Source organism: Nostoc sp. FACHB-133 (assembly GCF_014698055.1).
Classification (GTDB): domain Bacteria; phylum Cyanobacteriota; class Cyanobacteriia; order Cyanobacteriales; family Nostocaceae; genus Nostoc.
On sequence record NZ_JACJSH010000089.1, the window covers coordinates 1 to 20,279 of the forward strand.

At 40.8% G+C, this 20,279-nt stretch carries 25 protein-coding genes; 11 read left to right on the forward strand and 14 right to left on the reverse strand.

Annotated features, from left to right (window positions below; all coding sequences use genetic code 11):
* From H6G86_RS34855 to H6G86_RS34865, 3 genes are all read right to left on the reverse strand, one after another.
* The coding region (locus H6G86_RS34855; RefSeq protein ID WP_313931603.1) for an IS481 family transposase at window positions 1-1,324 on the reverse strand (1,324 nt) is incomplete at its 3' end.
* A 16-nt stretch (window positions 1,325-1,340) separates the two neighbouring features.
* Window positions 1,341-1,982, reverse strand: a complete 642-nt coding sequence (locus tag H6G86_RS34860; protein WP_199338542.1) for a recombinase family protein — start codon at window positions 1,980-1,982, stop codon at window positions 1,341-1,343.
* Window positions 1,983-2,258: 276 nt separating this feature from the next.
* A complete protein-coding gene (locus tag H6G86_RS34865) occupies window positions 2,259-2,885 on the reverse strand; it encodes a hypothetical protein (RefSeq protein ID WP_190938187.1) in 627 nt (208 codons plus the stop codon).
* Window positions 2,886-3,322: 437 nt separating this feature from the next.
* On the opposite strand from H6G86_RS34865, the gene H6G86_RS34870 reads away from it, so the two are divergent.
* A complete protein-coding gene (locus tag H6G86_RS34870) occupies window positions 3,323-3,604 on the forward strand; it encodes a hypothetical protein (protein WP_190938188.1) in 282 nt (93 codons plus the stop codon).
* A gap of 245 nt (window positions 3,605-3,849) precedes the next feature.
* On the opposite strand, the gene H6G86_RS34875 is transcribed toward H6G86_RS34870, so the two are convergent.
* The gene (locus H6G86_RS34875) at window positions 3,850-4,098 is read right to left on the reverse strand and encodes a helix-turn-helix transcriptional regulator (RefSeq protein WP_190938189.1); all 249 of its coding nucleotides are present in this window, start codon (window positions 4,096-4,098) and stop codon (window positions 3,850-3,852) included.
* Between the two features lie 234 nt (window positions 4,099-4,332).
* Between H6G86_RS34875 and H6G86_RS34880 the strand changes: the two genes are divergently transcribed.
* Together H6G86_RS34880 and H6G86_RS34885 are read left to right on the forward strand one after the other, a co-directional pair.
* On the forward strand, window positions 4,333-4,992 hold the full coding sequence (locus H6G86_RS34880; RefSeq protein WP_242065129.1) for a hypothetical protein: 660 nt from the start codon (window positions 4,333-4,335) through the stop codon (window positions 4,990-4,992).
* 88 nt (window positions 4,993-5,080) lie between these two features.
* Window positions 5,081-5,467 carry an HNH endonuclease gene (locus H6G86_RS34885; RefSeq protein ID WP_190938190.1) on the forward strand — a complete coding sequence of 129 codons (387 nt, stop codon included), beginning with the start codon at window positions 5,081-5,083 and terminating at the stop codon, window positions 5,465-5,467.
* 153 nt (window positions 5,468-5,620) lie between these two features.
* Here the strand turns inward: H6G86_RS34885 and H6G86_RS34890 are convergent, their stop codons facing one another.
* The 9 genes from H6G86_RS34890 to H6G86_RS34930 all read right to left on the reverse strand — a co-directional run bounded on the left by H6G86_RS34890 (window position 5,621) and on the right by H6G86_RS34930 (window position 14,053).
* Entirely contained in the window at window positions 5,621-6,100 is a 480-nt protein-coding gene (locus H6G86_RS34890) for a hypothetical protein (RefSeq protein ID WP_190938191.1), read from the reverse strand.
* Window positions 6,101-6,318: 218 nt separating this feature from the next.
* Complete coding sequence (locus H6G86_RS34895; RefSeq protein WP_190938192.1) at window positions 6,319-6,861, reverse strand: helix-turn-helix domain-containing protein; 543 nt, start codon at window positions 6,859-6,861, stop codon at window positions 6,319-6,321.
* A 334-nt stretch (window positions 6,862-7,195) separates the two neighbouring features.
* On the reverse strand, window positions 7,196-11,170 hold the full coding sequence (locus H6G86_RS34900) for a plasmid replication protein, CyRepA1 family (protein WP_190938193.1): 3,975 nt from the start codon (window positions 11,168-11,170) through the stop codon (window positions 7,196-7,198).
* Entirely contained in the window at window positions 11,167-11,442 is a 276-nt protein-coding gene (locus H6G86_RS34905) for a hypothetical protein (protein WP_190938194.1), read from the reverse strand. Before H6G86_RS34905 ends, H6G86_RS34900 begins: the two co-directional genes overlap by 4 nt.
* Window positions 11,439-11,666, reverse strand: coding sequence for a hypothetical protein (locus H6G86_RS34910; protein ID WP_190938195.1), 228 nt, complete (start codon window positions 11,664-11,666; stop codon window positions 11,439-11,441). The genes H6G86_RS34905 and H6G86_RS34910 overlap by 4 nt, the downstream gene beginning before the upstream one ends.
* 286 nt (window positions 11,667-11,952) lie before the next feature.
* A complete protein-coding gene (locus H6G86_RS34915; RefSeq protein WP_190938196.1) occupies window positions 11,953-12,900 on the reverse strand; it encodes a hypothetical protein in 948 nt (315 codons plus the stop codon).
* A gap of 339 nt (window positions 12,901-13,239) precedes the next feature.
* The gene (locus tag H6G86_RS34920) at window positions 13,240-13,632 is read right to left on the reverse strand and encodes a hypothetical protein (RefSeq protein ID WP_190938197.1); all 393 of its coding nucleotides are present in this window, start codon (window positions 13,630-13,632) and stop codon (window positions 13,240-13,242) included.
* Window positions 13,629-13,886, reverse strand: a complete 258-nt coding sequence (locus H6G86_RS34925; RefSeq protein WP_190938198.1) for a hypothetical protein — start codon at window positions 13,884-13,886, stop codon at window positions 13,629-13,631. The genes H6G86_RS34920 and H6G86_RS34925 overlap by 4 nt, the downstream gene beginning before the upstream one ends.
* Window positions 13,883-14,053 carry a copy number control protein gene (locus H6G86_RS34930; protein ID WP_190938199.1) on the reverse strand — a complete coding sequence of 57 codons (171 nt, stop codon included), beginning with the start codon at window positions 14,051-14,053 and terminating at the stop codon, window positions 13,883-13,885. Before H6G86_RS34930 ends, H6G86_RS34925 begins: the two co-directional genes overlap by 4 nt.
* A 277-nt stretch (window positions 14,054-14,330) precedes the next feature.
* On the opposite strand from H6G86_RS34930, the gene H6G86_RS34935 reads away from it, so the two are divergent.
* The 7 genes from H6G86_RS34935 (at window position 14,331) to H6G86_RS34965 (ending at window position 19,326) form a co-directional block, all read left to right on the forward strand.
* A complete protein-coding gene (locus H6G86_RS34935) occupies window positions 14,331-14,699 on the forward strand; it encodes a hypothetical protein (RefSeq protein WP_114085501.1) in 369 nt (122 codons plus the stop codon).
* Window positions 14,700-14,702: 3 nt separating this feature from the next.
* On the forward strand, window positions 14,703-15,350 hold the full coding sequence (locus H6G86_RS34940) for a hypothetical protein (RefSeq protein ID WP_190938200.1): 648 nt from the start codon (window positions 14,703-14,705) through the stop codon (window positions 15,348-15,350).
* 67 nt (window positions 15,351-15,417) lie between these two features.
* Entirely contained in the window at window positions 15,418-15,654 is a 237-nt protein-coding gene (locus H6G86_RS34945) for a hypothetical protein (RefSeq protein ID WP_199338543.1), read from the forward strand.
* A 155-nt stretch (window positions 15,655-15,809) separates the two neighbouring features.
* The gene (locus H6G86_RS34950) at window positions 15,810-16,004 is read left to right on the forward strand and encodes a hypothetical protein (protein ID WP_190938201.1); all 195 of its coding nucleotides are present in this window, start codon (window positions 15,810-15,812) and stop codon (window positions 16,002-16,004) included.
* Complete coding sequence (locus tag H6G86_RS34955) at window positions 15,991-16,656, forward strand: hypothetical protein (protein ID WP_190938202.1); 666 nt, start codon at window positions 15,991-15,993, stop codon at window positions 16,654-16,656. Before H6G86_RS34950 ends, H6G86_RS34955 begins: the two co-directional genes overlap by 14 nt.
* Window positions 16,653-18,824 carry a hypothetical protein gene (locus tag H6G86_RS34960; protein WP_190938203.1) on the forward strand — a complete coding sequence of 724 codons (2,172 nt, stop codon included), beginning with the start codon at window positions 16,653-16,655 and terminating at the stop codon, window positions 18,822-18,824. The genes H6G86_RS34955 and H6G86_RS34960 overlap by 4 nt, the downstream gene beginning before the upstream one ends.
* A 4-nt stretch (window positions 18,825-18,828) precedes the next feature.
* Window positions 18,829-19,326 (forward strand): GIY-YIG nuclease family protein, encoded by a 498-nt coding sequence (locus H6G86_RS34965; RefSeq protein ID WP_242065130.1) that lies wholly within the window; start codon window positions 18,829-18,831, stop codon window positions 19,324-19,326.
* 107 nt (window positions 19,327-19,433) lie between these two features.
* On the opposite strand, the gene H6G86_RS34970 is transcribed toward H6G86_RS34965, so the two are convergent.
* Window positions 19,434-19,595, reverse strand: a complete 162-nt coding sequence (locus H6G86_RS34970) for a hypothetical protein (RefSeq protein ID WP_190938204.1) — start codon at window positions 19,593-19,595, stop codon at window positions 19,434-19,436.
* Between the two features lie 188 nt (window positions 19,596-19,783).
* On the opposite strand from H6G86_RS34970, the gene H6G86_RS34975 reads away from it, so the two are divergent.
* Entirely contained in the window at window positions 19,784-20,209 is a 426-nt protein-coding gene (locus H6G86_RS34975) for a hypothetical protein (protein ID WP_190938205.1), read from the forward strand.
* Window positions 20,210-20,279 lie beyond the last annotated feature (70 nt).

The following is a 20,279-nucleotide window of genomic DNA, read 5'->3' on the forward strand; positions in this document are numbered from 1 at the left end:
AAGATTCAATCCGGTCAGCTCGTTTTTGCGTCCGTGTTTTTTTGAAACTACGGTAGCGATGTAGGGGAATTGGCCCATCTACAGGAAGAAAAGGCCCGTAGCGACGCTCTCCGTGTTCTACGTAAAGTTCATTATCAAACAAGCCCCACCACAGAACAACAGTTTCTCCAGCCAAATCTGGTTCTACCTCATAAGCCACTCCCTCAACCGTAACGCGAGCATCGATGCCCACCTTGCGGCGCGAGGGTTCGCGCGCAAATGTACAAAAACGCTCCCAATTACACATTTGACGAATGCCTCCCGTAGGTAAATTGCTAACCCAGTCCTCCATCCGGGAATGAGGTTCACTGCGATGGGGTCGGCTATTGTAATGGAGCAAAAACTTCATCAACCAAGCGTTCGCTTCAGCTTCAGTCTCCGGTTCATACAGGTGGTAAAGAGTTTCGTGCATTTCTTTAACAGTGCGAAACGGTCGTTCTACCTTCCCCTTAGAACGAGCTGTCACCCGTCGTCCATCCTTGCCATTAGGTAAATGGGTACGTACTTCAATCCCCAAATAACCCATAACTTTTTGAAACACTAAGCTCTTAGCAATGGGCCCATTGTCCATGTACAGCATTTGAGGAATGCCTTGAAAGGGAAAGTCTGTCTCTTTTTTGGGTGACATGGCAGCAAACATAAACCGCAGTGCTGCCTCCACATCCTCACCGTAAACACCGTGGTATTCTTGGTATGCAAAACCACTACGGTCATCCACGACACTATAGAGCATCAACAAGGGATGTCCACGTCCCGGTTCTATCCAAGCTGGTGCTTTTACGTGCTTGAGGTCTGATGGACTGAGGTCAAAATGCCAACATTGATTGCTATATTCTGCCTGGAAGCGAACAGCAGGTGGTTGTCGCAGGAGGGTATCGCGGTCATAACCCCATTTGTTGAGATAACGATTGACTGTGGTTGGTTTGAGCAAACCTACTGGAACTGTGACATGACCCTCTGGAGTGTTTATACCATCGGATTCCAATAAACGGATTGCTTGCACAGTCGATAAATGGCGACCTTTGCGGTTAGAGGTACGTATTTTAATGGCAGCAATGATTTCACAGTATCGCTCTAGTCCAGCTTTAGGAATTACACGCGGGACATCACAATCAACCCGGCGCACTGGGCGAACAACATTCCCTTCTCGTAGTGTTCGATACACAGTATCTTCTGAGATGCCATACAGTTGAGCTATTTCTTGAACTAATACCCGACGAGATGGACTGCGTGGTGGTAACTGCTCTAAGCGGCGACGTAGGTCTACGATTGCATCAATTGGTATTTGTTTCTTTGGCATCCTATGATTTCTCCACCAATTTGTCGTGGCGTGAGTGGAGATGTTTGCGTGACAACCAATCGTAGAGCGTGGAAGGTGAACAATCGACCAGTTTTGCAATCGAGCGTTTACTGATCCCTTTGGATAGATAGCTGCGAATTTCTGCTTCCCTTGTGTCCAGTTTCAAATGTGCAGATTGTCGTCCTTTGGGTCGTCCCAGTGTTTTCCCTTCAGCTTTTCGTTTGGCTAGTGCTTCGGTTGTTCTCAGTACAATCAATTCCCGCTCAATTTCTGCCGCCAAGCCTAAAACCGTTGCTGTAATTCGGCTTTGCATTGAATCATCTAGCACCATACCTTGTTTGGCGATATGGACGTTGATTCCTCGGCGCACACAGCACTCCAGCATTTCTAATACTTGTAGGGTAGAGCGTGCCATCCGACTAACTTCTGAAAAAATGACTACATCTTTTGCTTGTGCTGTTTGATTCAATAGTTGTCCTACACCTCGCTCTAACCATTTCTCCCGTCCAGAAACTGTGTCCTCTATAAACTGAATGGGACTCAAAGCATGGGTGTTGGCATATTCTAAAATGCCATGCCGTTGGTTGTGTAGGTCTTGTTTGTCACTGGAGACTCTCAAGTAAGCATAAATAACCATAGCCATATTGGCTGTCGGTTTAAACAGCTTTATGTATTTAATTGAACGGTATTAGTCCAAATTAAACCACGAAAAGCGTACATATATGTCCAGTAAAAAAGTTCGTATAAACTGGACACTTATAGAGCCATAAATGCTGTAACTCAATTCCCATAAGGGTTACGGCTTATTTGCAGTTAATGTGGTTTGAAAACCCTTGTTTGCAGTTTGAAAATTATGTTTGCAGTTTCATTTGCAAATAATGTGGTTTTGAGACCCCCCTTATTTGCAGTTAATGTGGTTTCAAAATCGCCTTGTTTGCGGTTTGAAGCGTTTATGTTTGCAGTTCGCTACACCTATAGTTCCCTCTTTTAAACAGATATAGCAAATTAGGAGATATTCTTTTACATCTTTGGATAGTTCTTCAAGAATTCGGGCGTATTCTATATCTCCATCGTAAAGATTTTGGTTGTCACATTCTCTCAAGGCAACCTCAGCAGCTTGTTGTGCTAAAGCTTGTCGGTTTCCCTTTAACCAGTGCATCGCTTGATCATCATTTTCTGTATTTTGTCTATACTCTTCTAAAATTGTTTCCAAATCTTTTATTAATTCACTTGCACTATTTGAATTGCTTTCACGCTCTTCAATTTCTTTTATAGTTTCTCCCACCTTCTCTTCTTCTAGTGGGATTACCGAATCGTACTCTAAACCTAAAGCTTTGATAATAGAATGTGCGTTGCTCTGATCAATCCCTTCTCCATCGAAGAAGCGCCTAACTGTTCTATCGCTTCCTAAACCAGCCATTTCAGCAATGCGCTCAAAACTTAGACGATTGCCTTCACTATCCCTCCATTCCCTTTTGGCTCGCTCAAGTAGTCTCTTCCCTTCAGGACTAGCACATACGCTCCGAGATTTTCGTGGCTTGCTCATGGCTGGTCTATCAGTGTAGCTAAATAAGAAGTTGAAAAATTAGTTACTTTCTACTGCCAGAGTCAAGGACAGAAAAGGTAACTTATTTATCTAATTATCGGATAAGTGGTTAAAAAAGGAAATTTAGTTATTGTGTCCTTAATAGGTCTGGTCTTGCTTTCATGGTTCAGTCTAGTTTTGTAGTATACAGAACTAACTAAACACGAATGCAGAACACATCAACTACATCAACTAGGCGAACTATATCCAAGAGCTTGATTCCAAAGCGATAGACGAAGCCTCCGCCTCAAAATTGGAATTCATCTAAAGTTAAAACCCTTATTCTATGGAGATTGTAGAGTTTTCATACCCAATCTGAGAGCAAAAAAAACAAACTAAAATTTCCCCGGTATCAAGGTCGGGAGACAAACTTCATCAAATATTTAGCTGATACCATTATGTCTCAAATTGAACGTTCCAAAATTACCAACAACACTTTGGTTGCAGATATCAGGAAGCAAGCATGGTTTTTGTTTATCATCGCCATGCTGGGAATAAATGCTTGCATTGTTATTTCCTCTGTAGGTGCTACAGCCTTAATTATGGGCAAAACCTCTGTTGGTGTCTTTACAACAATTGCAAGTTCATTTTCAATACTGCCTTTTATGCATCTGGCTAAAACTGCTCATAATTGGCTGAAAATAGCCAAAAAAGAGTTGCAGACACTACCTACTAATTAACTGTTTGGAAGTTTTCGTGCCACATCCACCACTCTGTTATTTGGTGCTGCAAACAAAAGTGTCTATTATTACTCATAGATGATGAGTGCTCACTTAAGGAGATCCATAAAAATAAATCTCCAGCCTTGGTGGTTAATTTGTGGGCGCAGTCGGCTATTCGCTTCTAATTTGGCTGGAGATTTATTTACTAGTAGGTGTTTTACTTACTCATCAAGTTGAAATTGGGTTTAGTTGTCGGCGATCGCTCAAGGGACTTTTTCTTCATCGTTGGTATCTTTTAAGTCAAAAAGCTCCCTGATATCAACATCGAGCCTCTGGCATACTTTGAGAACCCTGATTACAGCACCCAGGTTTCTACCGTTCTCCCAATTTTGAACCGTTGTTTTGGTTAATCCAGTCTGTTGGGCTAAGTCATCCTGGCTTAACCCTTTGTTTTTTCTGTATTCTGCAAGCTTAGAAATTACCTTGGGTTCACTATTTCCCTGCTTTGACATCTTGTAGTTAAACCAATTTAGCTAATTCAATTGACGTAGCTAAGTAGATTTGGTTAAATAACTATAAAGACGATAGCAACCGTCCCGAAAAAACGCAGCTACCGCCTTTTAGTCCCAAAACAACTTAGCCAAAACGACTTAACTAATTATGTAGTAATAGCTTTAGGCGATCAAGCGATCGCTGTTTGTTGTTGCAACTTAATTTCTTTGGTGTCTCGTTGATGTGAATTATCAATGAGGCTGATTCGTGTCATTCCTGTCTCCCTAAATATGGCAAATATTCTGCAAGCAGAAGTCACGGTTCTGGGAACCAGGACACTTGCAATACACCACTTTGGCATTGACGCATTGCCGTTAGAAGCTAAAGAGAAAGATGGTGTTGCTGGCAACAGTCCCAATGAATGGAAAAAAACGGTTCTAATGGACGAGGAGAGGCAATTATTTCTGCTGCCAACTTACTTTTTTGGCGCAATCAAAAATGGCGGTAAAACAGTTAAGCGTGGTAAGAGTAACTTTCTTGCAGACATTGCCAGCACCTTGCAAGTAATGGACGAGCAAATTTATATCCAAAATAGTGCCTCCCAGCCAATAAAACTGCCAGATCCTCCTCAGATAGTTGAAGCAGGAACTGTTAAAAATGAGAAACTACCCGATAGCTATGTGGAAGTAATTGGTGTTTGGAACCCATCTACTAAAGCCAGAAATATCCGCTATCGTGTTGTAGTCAAACCTGGGTGGCGCTGCTCGTTTACTATTCTGTGGGATTCTGTGGTTGTTGATAGAAAGTCATTAGAGACAGCTATCGTTAATGCTGGTACTTTAGTCGGCATTGGCGATGGTAGAGGAAGCATTGGCTATGGGCGTTTTGATGTGACTAGTTTTGCCATTCTCTAGTATATGTTTTGTTCTGTTGTGTCCAGTCCAGTTGCGTCTAGTTACGTTGAGTCACGTCATGCCAAGTTAAGTCAAGTCATGTCATGTCATGTTATCAAGCAATTTGTATTTACAAATCAAGCAACGTCGTCAGCATCCAAACCTTCCTGTTTTTTGGTGGCGACGCCAGCCACTAGAACAATGGAAAGTTACGCGCCAACGCATTTACAACCGCGATCGCGGTATTTGTCAAAGTCCAACAGATTCACCTCCCAAAAAGAGTGGTCTGTGCATGGGGGAAATAGAACTGAAAACTGCCCACATTGACCATATTCGTCCATTATCATCTGGCGGTAGCAACCACGCTTCAAATTTAAGAACCCTTTGCCCCATTTGTCATGCCCTTAGACTTGATCAAAAACACGAGGGGATGAAAAGCAGATTAGTCACAAAGGGCTTAATCCCAGTTAACTGGAAAAACTTTGTTTGGGATTAATTGTGTCTCCTTCAAAGAGATACATATTTCTCCTATTGAATGGCGATCGCCCCATACACCAACTGATATCAACAATGTGCAAAATTTCGTACATTCCTGGAAGGGGAAGAACTTTGGACATGGACAATTGTCTTGCGTAAAGGGCAGCGATCGCTACTCTTCAATTTCAATCTGATTGAATATCTCCAGCATTCTCTCTATACCAAGAGCTTGAGCAGTCATGTTAAATCCAGAATCGAAAGCCATGCAAACGCCTTTTAAATGAGAAGGAATTTGGTTAGGTGACAAATCATTGGCTTCAGCATTTTCAAGCCGTTGATTAATTAATTTAAGAAGCTTTAAGCCAGTTTTTACTAGTTCCATCCCCAATTTTTCACGATTCTCCCTAAATCGCTCTAGCTTTTGTAAGTGCTGTTCTCTGTTGGAAACATAAGAAACCTCAGCGATCGCTATCTTTAAGTTTGCTTTTGCTTCCTGCACAAGCAATTGAAAATCTTCTCTTGCCTTCAGTCGTTGTAGGGAACTACGACTTTTACCGTAAACAGATAAAATTTCTGCTTCAGTTGCTCCTCGCGCTACCAATTCAGCAACATGGTAGTCATTTGAGTCAAGTTCTTTGATTTTTTTGCTCATGTTGAATCAGAAATATTTCATTTTTAATCATAAGCGACACAAAATGAATATTTATTGACACCAGATGAACATTTCTTAACTCAATATGACACAATTTTGGTTCCCCAAAGTCTCATCATCTGTTAGCTTTTGCAGTTTTGAGAATTATATTAAGCAGCGCTGCTTGCTCAAACAAGCTATTGGCTAAATCGCTCATCGATATTCCTCAATTGCCCTGCTTACGTCTGTGGCGGATTATTACCTTCTTTTAACTTCTGTTGTAACTCGTCCAGTCCGCTCCTAACTAGCGACATTTTAGATACAGGTATACATCCCTCCTCTACAAGCACTTGAAAAGCTTCAAGAAGCTCATAGGGTTTTCTCTCCAATCCGAGTAATTTAGCGCGTCGCTCAGAGACTTTTAACAATATTCCAGCCGCTCTCACACTGCCTTCTAGAAGCTGAGGCATTAAATACATCTCGATTTTCTCTAGGAGTAAAAGCTCTCGTTCCCGGAGAGCGCACTTAAAAGTTTTACTTGGCTCAGAAATTGGGATTGGAATTGTTTCTACTAAAGTTACCTGTGGCTGCGGCGGCTGTGGCTGTACCTCCTGCAATGCAAGAATAGATTTTCTTACTCTTTCTACTTCAGCTTGAAAATCAGGGCACTTTAGCCAGTAACTAACGTTTTGGCGGCTAACCCCCAACTTTCGCGCCGTTTCAGCTTGTGTCATCCCTTTGGCTAATAGGACGATCGCTGCTTCCTTCTGAGTTCTGGACAATTTGTAAAATTTGTCAAAGCTACTCGTCTATTGTGTCAAAAGAATTGTCAAAATTGTCAAAATTATTTTGATTTTTATACATGAATTTCGCAATCGACATCTTCTGATGAATCAACAATCCCAGTTTTAGCTTTTTAATATTCCAAGTGATACAGCGCTTTAAATACTCTGCTACTTCTGAACTGAGTGAAGATGATGATATTTTTGTCATGGTGTTTTGAAAATGTGTTCTGACTTTCAGATGCAACGCGAGCGCTACCCAGTCACAGAGTTTAAAAACCTTTTTTCAATTGAAATTGCGAAGTCTCGATATGGTATCTCAGATATTCTGCTATCAATCCAAAAAAATATCAAATTGGAGTAGCAATGATTCAATCATGTACCTTGTCTCACCAGTTAATAACTCAGCAGCAATCCCCAAAACTTTAGGTGGGATAAACGTCAACAAATGCTTGATTTTCTCGATAGCCTGATCGGGGAGGTCTTGTGTTATTGGTGTTAAAAATTCATTAGCCAGTTTTTTCAAACTTGGCAATGTTGACCACTCAGAAAACTCCTGTTCTTCTTTGGACAGGGATGAAACCAGAAGCTTTTTAGCCTTAACCTCTTGCGAAAGGCGCGGTATTACTATAAAGTCTCTTTCCTGATGAGTGGGCTTTGTTTCAACTGGAAAGTCCTGCAACCTCACCATCTGGGCAATTCGGTTCCACAATGGCTTCGGTAGAAGCTTGGCAGCAACTTTCAAAGCTTCAGGTGGCATACAGTCCCGGATATCTTTTAGCATCTCCATACCCTGACTATCCTCAGTTGTCGCTACAATCTCTAAATTCCCAGCAATATATTGCAAGGATTTCATTGTCATCCACTCTGAGAGGTCAACAGCTTCCTGCTCATGGTTTTCAGCCTGCACACCACTACCCTGATTTATATAAGTTGGGGGGGTGGTGTGCAGGGAATCTGGGTTTTCAGCCTGCACACCACTACCCTGATTTATATAAGTTGGGGGGGTGGTGTGCAGGGTAAACGTATCCGTTTCGGAGGGAAAATTTTGAGCGATGGGTTGTTCCAGTGGTTGTTCTGACCAATCTACTTGGCTCTTTTCTGCCATCCACCAAGCCATTTTCTTTTCAACTGCTGCTAGCACCGCCAGCCGATCGGGGTGACTTATGACTTTAGAGCTAATAGTGTAAACTCGTTGCCGCACCCCGTCTATCATTTTTTGCTCAGGTTTTTGAAATTTTAAGCCAATAAGTCCTAGCAGCTTAGAAATATACTCTATTCTCTCCTGCCCCGTCGCTGAATCTGGTTTTGGTTTTAAATTCAAGGCTGATACTATTTCGGGCTGTCGTGCCTTGTCAATAAAGGCAATTACTTCTGGCATATCTTTGTGCCATTCACCACTTGTGAATTGCAGTACATTTAATTCTTCTAGGGCCCAAATATCTAGGTGTGAGATTTTTTTCACCCTAGCGCTAAAGAAGTCTTGATCCGTGGCTTTATAAAACCAATCAACTTCGTGCCGCTTTTGAGAAATTTCAAAAGTATTTAGAAGGTAAAACCGTTGCTGTTGAGTGATAAAGTGCTTGTCTTTTACATATCTTTCGTAAATAAAATCTGCACTATAAACTTCGCTTTTTTCAATATCCGGCAGCCTATCCAAAAGCCGTGTTTTCTCGACTCTCCTTTGTATGGGCTTGCGTTGATGGATTTTTGCTAATTTATTAGCCTCCTCAAGTGTGTCATAAGGTTCTGCTGTGAAAAGTTCTTGTGCGTGTTCTCGTTGAACTGTTTCCCTGGCTTCCTTAATGCACTCTATGAACTGCTGGCTAACCTCCCATTCAAGTATTTCAACATTATGTCCAGCTTCTTCTAATGCGTAAATTAGACATAATCTTAGATTCTGCATCTCGAAATGATCTAGCGCTCCTAGTTGTCCTGCAAGATGCCACCATTCATCGTGATTCTTTGCAAGAGCTTTAGTAATCACTTCCGTAACTCGTTCGGGATTGCCTGAATCGTATGCAGCCATCATTGCTGATTGATTTATTCGAGCCTCTAAAATTTCTAAATATCTTTTTGGTTGATAGGTTTTGGGCGTTGACCTATCCTGAATTGCTGAATATTCAGGACAAACTACATAGTGAGGAATTGAATTATCTCTGAGTCTAAACATCTGTTGATGTTGGGCATTAGTCGCCTGAACGCCTACAAAAAATGTCATTTTGTCCGTGAAATGTTTTGCTGTTACACTGACTCCAGACTCGGCTGTAGGCGATACTATCATGTAATCTGGTTTGCGAGATTCTATGAATAAGTTAGGAGATTGCATAAACTCCTTCGCCCAATCTTCACCAGCAGTTTCAGAATTTAAGCAGAATCCAAATCGACCTAAGTCTTTGAGGAGCCTATCTAAAACTTTTGAAAATTCTTTTGAATCGCACGCGATCCAAGGCGTAACTTCTTCAGAGGAAATGTAGTTAACTAAAGCTGATTTATCGCGCTTTTTAATTTCACCTTCGGGGTCAATACCTACAATAAACTTGATATTGTGTGGTGAAATTTTCTTTTGGTTTTCAATTTTGATTACTCGCTTTTTTTGGACTATCTTGGCAACAAAATCAACATATATATCGGATAAATTTCCATCCATTAGAAATATCCGATTGCACACCTCTAGCGCTCGTGTAAATATTTTGATTATTTTGGGTTGGCTATCCCCCAGTGTTCCCCCATTTACAGCGTGTAAAAGAACCGAGCAAGCTTCATCTAGGTATATATCTCTTCCTGCAAAATAGCCATCCACTTTTGCTATTGAATCAAGACAAAATACTAGGTGTGTGTCCTGATCTGGTATTAGATTTCCTGCATCTTCCCCATTTAAATGATAAAGTTTGACTTTTCCATCTGCTCTACTGATGGTTTGAAACAACAAATTGTTTCTATAACCAATCAATCTCACGCCCATATCAGTTTCTAAAATTTTGAGAATTAATGCTCCAGTTTTATTGGTTCCAAGCCCTGATTTGACAGCGACAATTACATTAGATTCTGGGATTTCTGGAAATGTAAACTCATCTTGGTTAATTATAATATCAGGAGTGTATTTTCGAGAATTTAACCACATCTGCCAATTCTGAGCATGACCAACAGGTAGATTTTCATCCTCAAGTAGTACTTTGGTTAAAGAAAGCTTTCGCCTTTCATCCTTGGCCAATTCCCAGAAATAATCAGGTGTGATGTAGCCAATGTCTTTAATTTTTTCGGATGCTAGTTCGTCAATATCATCATGTTTTTTGGTGACTTGACTCCACCAAGCAATATAAACAGTCCAGCCCCATTCTTCTAGTAGCCGAACTGTTTTCTGCCATCGATCTACCACTAATTTATTTAGAACATCTCCAGCATCAACATAAATGGTAATAGACTTCAATCCATCCATCTTTTCAGAAAAATGGTCGAGCGATTCTTTGAAGGTCACGGGGCTAGATGCCCATTGCCCACCTGCTGCACCCAAAGTGAGCATTCCCAATCGTTGAGCAACATAAAAAGGTTTTGCTCCAACTCCTTCTGCCAAAGCAATGCCTTTTGGCTCTCCTTTGGGGTAGAAACACGCTAAAGGCAATTCACCATCATTAGCTCCTAATGAGTAAACATGAGGTGATTGCCCGTTTGGATTTTGTTCAGTTTTGGAGGATAACCAGCGATATCGCCCCTCGCCTATAGGTACTACCCTTAACCGAACTTGGATACCTACAATTAGTCCGTCCTTATTCCTGACCGGACATAGCCAACCGGAATTTGTGAGAATTACTTGACCATTAAGTGAGATGCCGGGGAGTAAATTGTTATATTTTTGCTTTAGCTGGTGATATCTATCTACCGACTTCCAACCACCTAATTCAATTTCTCGGTGAGTGAACCCGCGACGCAATAATTCTTTTTCGTCTTCTGGGTGAAGTGTTAGTTCATCAAGGAATTTCCGGTATTCTTGATCGCGTTCAATAGCTGACAGCGATTTTTGTTGGCGTAAGTCATTCTCGAATTTCTGTTGTTGCTTTCTCCGCTTTCTGTCTAATTGCCACTGCTCTCGCTGTTCATCACTCCATTCTTGGCTATTGTCAAGCTTGAAAACTCCCCACATCCCATCTTTACTGTGTTTAAGGAGCTTATAACCATTTATGATTTCGCCAAGCTTGGCATCGGCAAAGGACATACATAGATTAATTTCATCACCGTGGCGGCATTTATGGGAGATATCACCACAGACCGGGCATTCCTGACTTGGAGAGGAGGTAGTAAGCTTACTCATGCTGACACCTGCCCAGATGCCTTGACCTTGGCTTCAATTTGCAGAAGTAGGGCGGCCACCTGACCGCTAAACCAGTCAAGGTTTGCTATTCGCTGTAAATAATCGCGCTCATCTTGACTCAGATGAGCCGATCGCATCAACTCATCCGGGTCAGGGCAGGGACGCAAAGGGGTATCACAGCAACCGGCTCTCAAATATTTTGTACCTGTCCGGCGATCGCTAACGACATTGAGCCGAAATTCAAAGCCGCAGCGCTGGCAACTTTCTCTCATGCGGCCTCCTTTTGACAGTAAGCCAGCATGAAAATTGCTGTATTGCCGCCGGAGTAGCCTGCTTTTTCGAGAATTTCGATCGATTCAGTTAATCGGCGATTACTAATATAGTTCGATAATTCCGAAATTCGAGATTCTTGACTTTTGGGGAGGGTTTGCGTTAGAATACTACTAAGTTTTTCAATCGCAAACCCCTGTCTGTCATAAGTGAGGGGTTTTCGCATTTTTGGCTGTTCCTGTAGTGGTGGACAGCCCTAGCTTTTAAATTTTGCGATCGAACAGATTAATCCGGTAAGCTTGAGATACATACAAATAATTATTAGACTTGCTGGTTGCATAGTCTTGGGTGAAACGTTTATCAGACGTTTCTTTGTGCTTATAGTGGTGGATTAATCCGCGATCGCACTCAAAAAGCTGAGGGCTTTGTGGCTAGCATTTTTTTGCTTATTTATAGAAAAGCACATTTAAAGGTCATATAAATTTTGTACGCAAATTTACATTTCTTAATACTTATCGGTTTATCTGTCCAAGTTTTTTGCCTGGTTTACTTGGTTTACGCCCATCAGTAGGAGACAGTTCTAAATTTTTACGAGTGTAAGTATTCCATCTACGTAACGCTATAATGTAGGGCTGAAAGTAATATTTATCAAAATCGCAATCTTCAGCAGCAGTTTTACGTCCTAAATAATCAAAATGTTGATCAGCATAAGTTGATAGTTGATTGTTTTCGTCACCACATTTAAATGTTTTCAATTTTCCTTCATAAGTTAAATCCAATTCATTAATGTATTGTTTATTGTTTTTATATAACTCTTCTCTTGAACTAAAAGTAGAAATAATCTTTCGTCTTAATATAGAAGTTTCACACATTAGCCAAGCATATTGGGGGGTTAAAAAGATAGATTTTTCTACTAACTTTTTATTAAAAAGCTCGTATATTAATTCGTAACGTCGTTTAGCTACGACTGCACAACCTTCGATCCATTGCCAGTTGCTTTCTTTTAAAGATGAAGTATCTAAATTGTTATCCCAATGTACTAACCAGCTAGCACATCCTTTGTAAAAATCTTCTACGTCTAATCTTTTTATTTTAATTTGTTCATTGAATAATGCTGGTAAAAATTGTATTATTTCATTGGCTGTTTTTTTATTTAAACGGTCTGCTAATACGTTTCTAAGAGCATCCCACTTTGAAAAGCTATCAGTATTTAACTCTGAAAACTTAATATTCTCATAAGATTGAAGCTCCTTATAAAGTAATAACTGCGTAGTAAATTCTCTCTCTTTTTCATTAAGAGAGTAAAAATTACTGTTTACACTCAATTCATAACAGTAACTTAAATGAAAATGTCGATTTTCAGTTATTAAAATAACAGGTGGTACAATTATCAGTGATTTCTCTTCATTACCAATCATTAAGTGTGGATTATTATAAGCTAGCGGATCTAGGTTATTCATACTCATTTTTTTGTAAATTGACAAAGTAATTAAAAGCATTCAACCCAATACCAGTAATGCAAAAATGATTTTGAGGATTGCGATCGCAAGCGCTTCGATCCGCGATCCGTCCGTACTAAGCTTTTCTACCCCAATACGGATCTAGCTTATTTGTTTTTGGTACTAAAAGATAAGTTGCAAAAAAATGCGATCACACAAAGCAAAGTGATAGAAAGTGATAGGTACTGAGAGATATTGTTAGATATTGATAAATCCTATGTATAAATTGTTTCTATCAGTCGCATATCTTCAGAAGCCACTCCCTCCATTGCGATAGTACTTTTGTACTTGCGATCGCGGCTAGTTTTGCGGATCAATCCGTGTTAGTTGTACCAAAATGGCTCCAAGCTGGTTTAACGCCGCGTTGGTAGTTCGCTGATTTTCTTCAAAATTACGCTGGTGTTGCTCAAAGCTATCGCGTAATTCCAAAAGCACATCATCTAAAACAGCGCTACGAGCTAACACGCGATTGGTATTCTCGGTCAACTCAGAGATTGCCTGAGTATTTAATTCCTGCTGTTGTTCAATGCGGGTAAGTATTTCATCGTGCTGTGCAACTGTTTCTGATGTTGTAGTGGCTATCTGGGCCACTTGTGCCATTAATGGAGCTAGCTGATTAAGCATCTCAGCATGACTTGTCAGCATTGCCTCAAGCCGATCTAATCTGTTATTTGGTGTTCCGTTATTTGTCATCGCCCTGCCTCAATCATTTTGGCGATTGCTTCTTTATCAAAGCAGTCTAAATAACTGACCAATTCTCGAAATTGCTGGTATTTCTCCTCAGCATAGCTATCTGGTGTGAAGCCCAGAACTTCACAGAATTTGAAATAGTCAGCCCGCCAATTAAAATTATTTAGCGCAGTGATAAAACTTTCTGTTATCTCTAGTGCTTCTGAGGATACCTCTAGTTTTTCTGTTTCGTATGCTTCTCCTAGCGCTTCAGTCATATCGCTTCCTTGCCTTGCTTTGATTCACGTTCAGCCACATAGTCTTTAATAAAACTGAGTAAAACATCTCTCATGTTTTTTCCTTCTCTGGCTACAACTGACTTGAACTGGTTTCTGAGTTCGTCAGGCATTTCTACTCGAATAGCAACAACTTTAGTTTCATCCATATAACAACCTTAAGCCTGTAGTGCCTATATTCTTGCACTTCATGCCTTAATACTGCTATTGGATAAAAGAAATGTAGTTGCTAAGTATGCAGTCTATGCTATATTGCAAATTAGTGCAACCAATTGATCAACAATAAGCCACTAATTAGCGTCCTACGAGTACCCCAACGACTTACAGAGTAAGGGGTTTAGCCTTTAGGTGCTACATCGTGATGTGTACTTATTCTGATTACTAGCTAGTTAATATCTGATTCACATTGATTACTGTAGTAAACCCATGAAACCTAGACGGAGCAAACATTCTACAGATTTAGATTTATTTTTAGATTTTCCATCTACCAAGACATATTTAGCTGAGGTCTTGGGTGTGAGCCGCTCAACCTTGGTCACTTGGGAAAATTTAGCTTTTTGGAGAATCCCCAGTTTCAGAGATGCCTACCCCAAAAACCACGATGGCAGTTATGACCGGGAATCACCCTTATCACCCTACCAAGCATGGGTTTTAGGCAGAGTAGGGCGGCTAATGGCACAGCTACGACGCGGCGAACGGGTCAAAGGCTATATCGCCAAAAATCCGAATGATTTTTCTAGATACCGCTATCAGCAAGCATTCCAGCAATTACAAAAATTACAGAAGGGAGCGTAAATCATGGCAGCACGGAAGAGAACCACAGCACCAACAGCAGACACAGTAAGCATTCATGATGCTTGTCTAAAGTACATGACCACAGAGCAAAGCCTAAGACTGGCTTTAAGCCATGTTCGCCCGGATGATTTCGACACTGTAAAGGCAGTTTCAGAAGCGGATTTAGAAGCGATCGCCTCCCATTTCCAGCCAAAATTGCCAGAGGTGGCTAGCAACACCTCAGAGTCACCCGAAAATTTACAAAATTTAACACAGGAAACATCGGAACCAGCCCCAGAACAGCCAAAAAATACCCTTTCCCTGCCCCAGCAAGAGCGACATTTAGCAGCCCCTACCCAATCCCCAACGTTTAACGCTCAACTGACGCTGATTGACCAGCTAGCTAGGCAGGCATCTGAGGAGATAGCAGCAGTGGACGCGATCGCGCAAGTCAAAAACCAACTCATCCTCAATAACCTGTCCGTGAGAGAGGCGGAGCTAGCAGAGGGAATTAATCAGCACTGGCAACACCAAAAGCAAGGATATTTGGGAGCGATTCGAGATTTGGCCAGTTTGGCTAAGGAACCTGTAGTAATTACCCCAGACACTACAGATTTACCCGCAGAAGTTGATCAAATCATCGCTGAATTAGCAAAAAAGCTAATCGTGTGAGAGGGATCAACATCCTGTTATCTCCTCTCGATTTTCTTAACTGGTTATTAGAAAGAGTACTAACGCTATGACTTTTACAATTTCCGGCACTGAACCAGAGGCAAGCATAAGCGCTAATTCCTTGCCTGAGTTAGTTTCTCAAGCACAAGAATTACTTGGACAAATCCGCCAACATCCACAGTTTAAAGGCTTGCGCTTTGATTGTGATGTAGCGATCGGTGACGTAAAACAATATTTCAACTATCTGGAATGGGCTGCTACTGCTGATTTAGAGGTATCTAGATTTGAAGGTTTTACAGAATAATTATCACGCCACCGGACAAAGTAGACGCGAATCAAACGGGTAATAAAAAGGGATGTTGCCAGCATCCCTCGTTAAAACTTGTAAAATCCCATCCTGGGAATGTGTCTTAATTACCCAGCAATTATGCCATATAGCACCCATATCAAAAAAGCTTTATGGATGAATTAAATAGTCATATTCAGGATGCAAAAACAGACGAAACAGAGCTAAAAAAAGTCCTCAAAAAATACGATTTGGATGAGGAATTAGCACTTGAATTTAGCGAAATCGATAAAGCATTTAGGCAGCTAGAAATTAAATATCAATCACTACTCAACACTAGAAAATTTTTCAACAATGGCAAGAATTGACACTACAAAAGCAGCCGCGCAAGCTGTAGCAGAAAAGCTGGCAGGACGTAACCAAAAATCCACACCTAGCAATAATTCTATATCTGCCACATCTACTACTACTCCCATAGATAGCCGTATTCCTGGATTGTTGAGCGTCACGCCGGATTTAATACCGGGAATGATGCCACCATTCCAGCCGAATCAGTATCATATTTCAGATCCGCTTAATCCTCCTGAAACTCTCCCACAGGCAACTCAAAGCCAGCTAGATAAAGGGATGAAAATTTATGAAGGTTCTACACGAGCATTGAAACTTACAGGGGCAGCGCTCGACCTGACACGCGAGAAATTTACTGTTATTGGTAAGCACTCAAAGGCTTTTGGTGCTGGCATCCAAGCGGCTACTGAGATTGAAAAAGTCAAGGGTAATTATTTGGATTACCTTAATCAAAAAGAAGTAACTACCCAAAAATCAGTAGCTTTAGATGTCAGTCAAGTAAAGACGATCGCTGACACAAATATCTCGGTTTATAGCAAGGATGAGTTAAACCAAAAACTGTTACAAGCTCAAATAAAAGCGGAAGAATTGCGACTAAAAACTGTTGAGTCACAAGGTAATATAGCAAGCTTTAAAGCCCAGTTGGGTGATTATCTGGAGGTGAAATCATGAGATTATCCCACAGTTTAGGGCTAAGTGCTTTTAGCTTGTGCGCTGGCTTGGCGATCGCTTCTGGAGGGTTTATCAACGATATAGCCAAAATAATCTCTATGCTTGGTGTGGGAGCATTGCCAGCAAGTTTTATTACTTACTTTATCGCTGATACTAAATCACAGAGATTGCTAAATGATGCCGAAAGTAAGAATAAAAAAGCAGGTGAAACACTGCATAAAATAATCAGAGATTTCGACACTTGCAAGTCAAAGTTAACCAACGCTAACAGCCAGCTAGAATCCTTGAAAGATGAGCTTAAGGAAGCTCGAAATACCATCAACTCATTAGGTCACAGCAAACTAGAAAACACGGGTTTAATCGCCCAACTGCAAGCCAAGTTAAATCAATTATCTACCCAATCTCAAAAAGATGCCCAGCGCATTGAATATTTAGAAAGTGAGACTGAGCAATGGGAATTTAACTTTAAATCTCAAGTAGAAACGGAAGCTAATCAACGCTTTCAACTTGCTAAGTCTCAAGAGTTAGAAAAAATTTATCATGAACACGATTCAATAACCAGTGAAGCTATGCAGTTGTTTAGGCGGCTGCAATCCTGGGGTGAAAAAGTTTCTCATGGCCATGAAAGCAAATCACAAATTATCAAGAGTTTAGCAGGTAGCTACAACGAAAATTTAGATCAGGTTGGAGAAGCGATTGCCCATGAGCGCCAAAATTATCTAGAACAAATCGAACTACTAAACGAGCGTATGGGTCAATTACAGCAACAATTACAAGGCGATTTATTAGAACCCGTGTATGGTGATTTTGGTTTTGATATCAATGGGAAAATCGCTAATGAAATAGCACGTACTCTGTTTAGTGATATCAGGTTGGCTTTGAGCGTTAAGGGGTTCCAGGTGAAACCTGACGGCGTTGTAGATGTTGGTTATGGCTATTCTCGCTCTGTGCATCCTAAAGCCATTGTGGAGGCTATTAGCAAGCATTCTGAGACGCTGGCTAAGAAGTTAGGATTATTTAAAATAACAAGCGTTCGCAAGCTGGAAATAACCGATTGTATTTTGGTCTGCTACCGTATGGAGCCAGCCATCAAAGCAGATGAAATTAAGCTGATGGTTGGGACTCCTGACGAATTTATAAACTACGTCACTTCTCACCCTATCCGCTATCGGCTGATTGCAGATCCGGGCGTTGGTAAAACCCCAACCACTGCGGTAATGATTAGCGAAATTCTCAAAGCTGGTTGTACTCGCGGCAATACCGGGAAGGGTGAGAAAGTGCCTCATACTCTGGTTACTGTGTCTTACCCCGGTGCGGTTGGTTCACTCAAAGATAGCAATTATCCTTTAGAGCATTTCCTTAAGTATGGCGACACAACAGCCGCGATTAAGTCCTTTGATGATTGCTTGGATGATGGAAATTTTCGAGTTAAAAATCCTACATTCGCTGCTAACTTCTTTCAAATTTGGGCATGGGATGAATTAGATAATACTCTAAATTCTTGCTCGGAACCTTACGCAGCAGGTGAAAACCTTAAGAAGATTCTCAAACAGTTTGGTCACAATAACATCGGCTGGATTGTGTCGGGTCAATCAGTGATGACCAAACAAATCCCAGGTTTTACCAACGATGATCGGTCACTGTTTACCGAAATAATCATTGGCATTCCCAAGATTAGACATTACCTAAATACTTACGGCAAAGGGAAAAATAGCGAGTCTAATTTGGCTAAATTAACTCGTAACTTAGACGCTATAGAGGAATATATCGACCAGAAAAACGGGTTAGTTACCGATGATGCCAGATTATTGAGAGTAGCCTTAATAGTAGATTCTCGCTCACCTAAGCTCTACTTTTTACCTAATCTCGATAGGGTGAGTTTCAACTATCAAGAAACAGAGGAGACAAAGCGACTGGCAAGGCTTGCCAAGTCCTCTGGCACAATTGGCAACGTGCTAGAAACCGGAGGCTTAAAGCCTTATATAGCAAGCAATAGACAAATGGTAAGCTTGCCACCAAAAACGACTATAGGGGGTAGTCACCAATCTGGTACAAGTCCCCATTGTCCCCACTGCGGAAGTACAAATTTAAAGCTACAGAATGATGATAGATATCGCTGTCTAGGCTGTAAAAAGCGCACAGTTAGCAATAAAATTATCTGGAAATAAATATATGAATTTTGATGATATTTCAACAATTGTCTATCATCCTAAAAATGACCATGAGCCAGGATTTATATATTTAATGGAAGCAGAGGGCTATCATGGCTTAATTCCCGGTGCTTGGTTACGTCGTTGCAAAATTGGGTTATCTCGCAATCCAGAAGGTAGACTTGATAATTTTCACCGAAATCAACCGCCTTGTAATGTGAAAATTCTCAGGACTATTTATGTAGAGAATATGGCAGATGTAGAAGGGGAGTTACATCAACAATTTAGCCAATGCAATGTTGAGTTAATCAAAAGTAAAGAATGGTTTGATTTTAATGCAGTGCAATTTATGATGGTTAATTGGGAGTTTGAGAAGCGATCGCTACACGTCTTTAGCATTAGCGACTTGCCAATTAAGCTAATCATTTTCGGCATGATCGGAGTTTTGGCAGTGGGAGCTATAGCGGGAAGATCAACAAGTCAGTCACCAATTCAGCCGCAAAAACAATTAGCTAAGTAAGCGAAATTTAAGGATAGACAGAGATTACTTATGAGAATGTTCTTTATATGATTCTCATAAGTAATCAATCAAAAAATTAAGGGAGGTTGTTAGCCTCCCTTTGGTTCTTAGAACGGTGTGTTACCCGTCTGGTTTACTTTGGCGAGATATCCGTGCCAGTAATCGCCCTCAGTTGTTTTAGGTGGAAGTGAGATCGCCGCGTCGAATTCACCATCGTAGTAGTCGCTAGTAGCTTGGAATTGTTGAGGTTTAGAAATTGTGAGTAACATGAGAATACCTTTTATTTTTTAAGCTGCGGGTTAGTAGCCCGCTTTTTCTGTGGTTTCTTTAACCTGTTATTAATATAACTAACCTGTTAGAAAATGTCAATAACAGATTAAACATTAACAGGTTATTGACTTTTATTAACTTGTTAGTTAAATTAGTAACAGCTTAAAAATAAAAGGGAGTCGGTCAGATGTCAAAAGCAGTTCAAGAGCAAGTAGAGCAATTGTTTGAAGCGGTCAAGGATTTACAAAGCCTTGAGGAAATCAAGCCACACTGCGAAGCTTTTAACGAGTTTATTAACACCAAAACCAGCTACAGCATTAAAAGCTTAGGCACTGTGTTGAGTCGTGCTGGCTTCTATAAAAAATTCAAGTCAATTCCTCTAGAACAGGGCAAGAATGCTGACTCTGAACCAAAACACGATGCTCAAGGTAACGTTACAGGAAACGAGTTAAAGCACTATGTTTTATTGCTGTGTGGTCTGGATAAAAGCCATTGGGAAGAAAGAAACAAGTCTACACGGGTAAGCGATCGCCTCGAAAATGGTCAGGAAATCAGCCCAGATGAATATCTAGAGGTAACAGGGGGAGCAATGCGGTTTTGTCAGATCCAGTAAAAAACAAGCGATCGCAAAAATAAAATCTAAGTAAGAAGTAACTTTATTTACTAAATATGTGCTGGTAGCC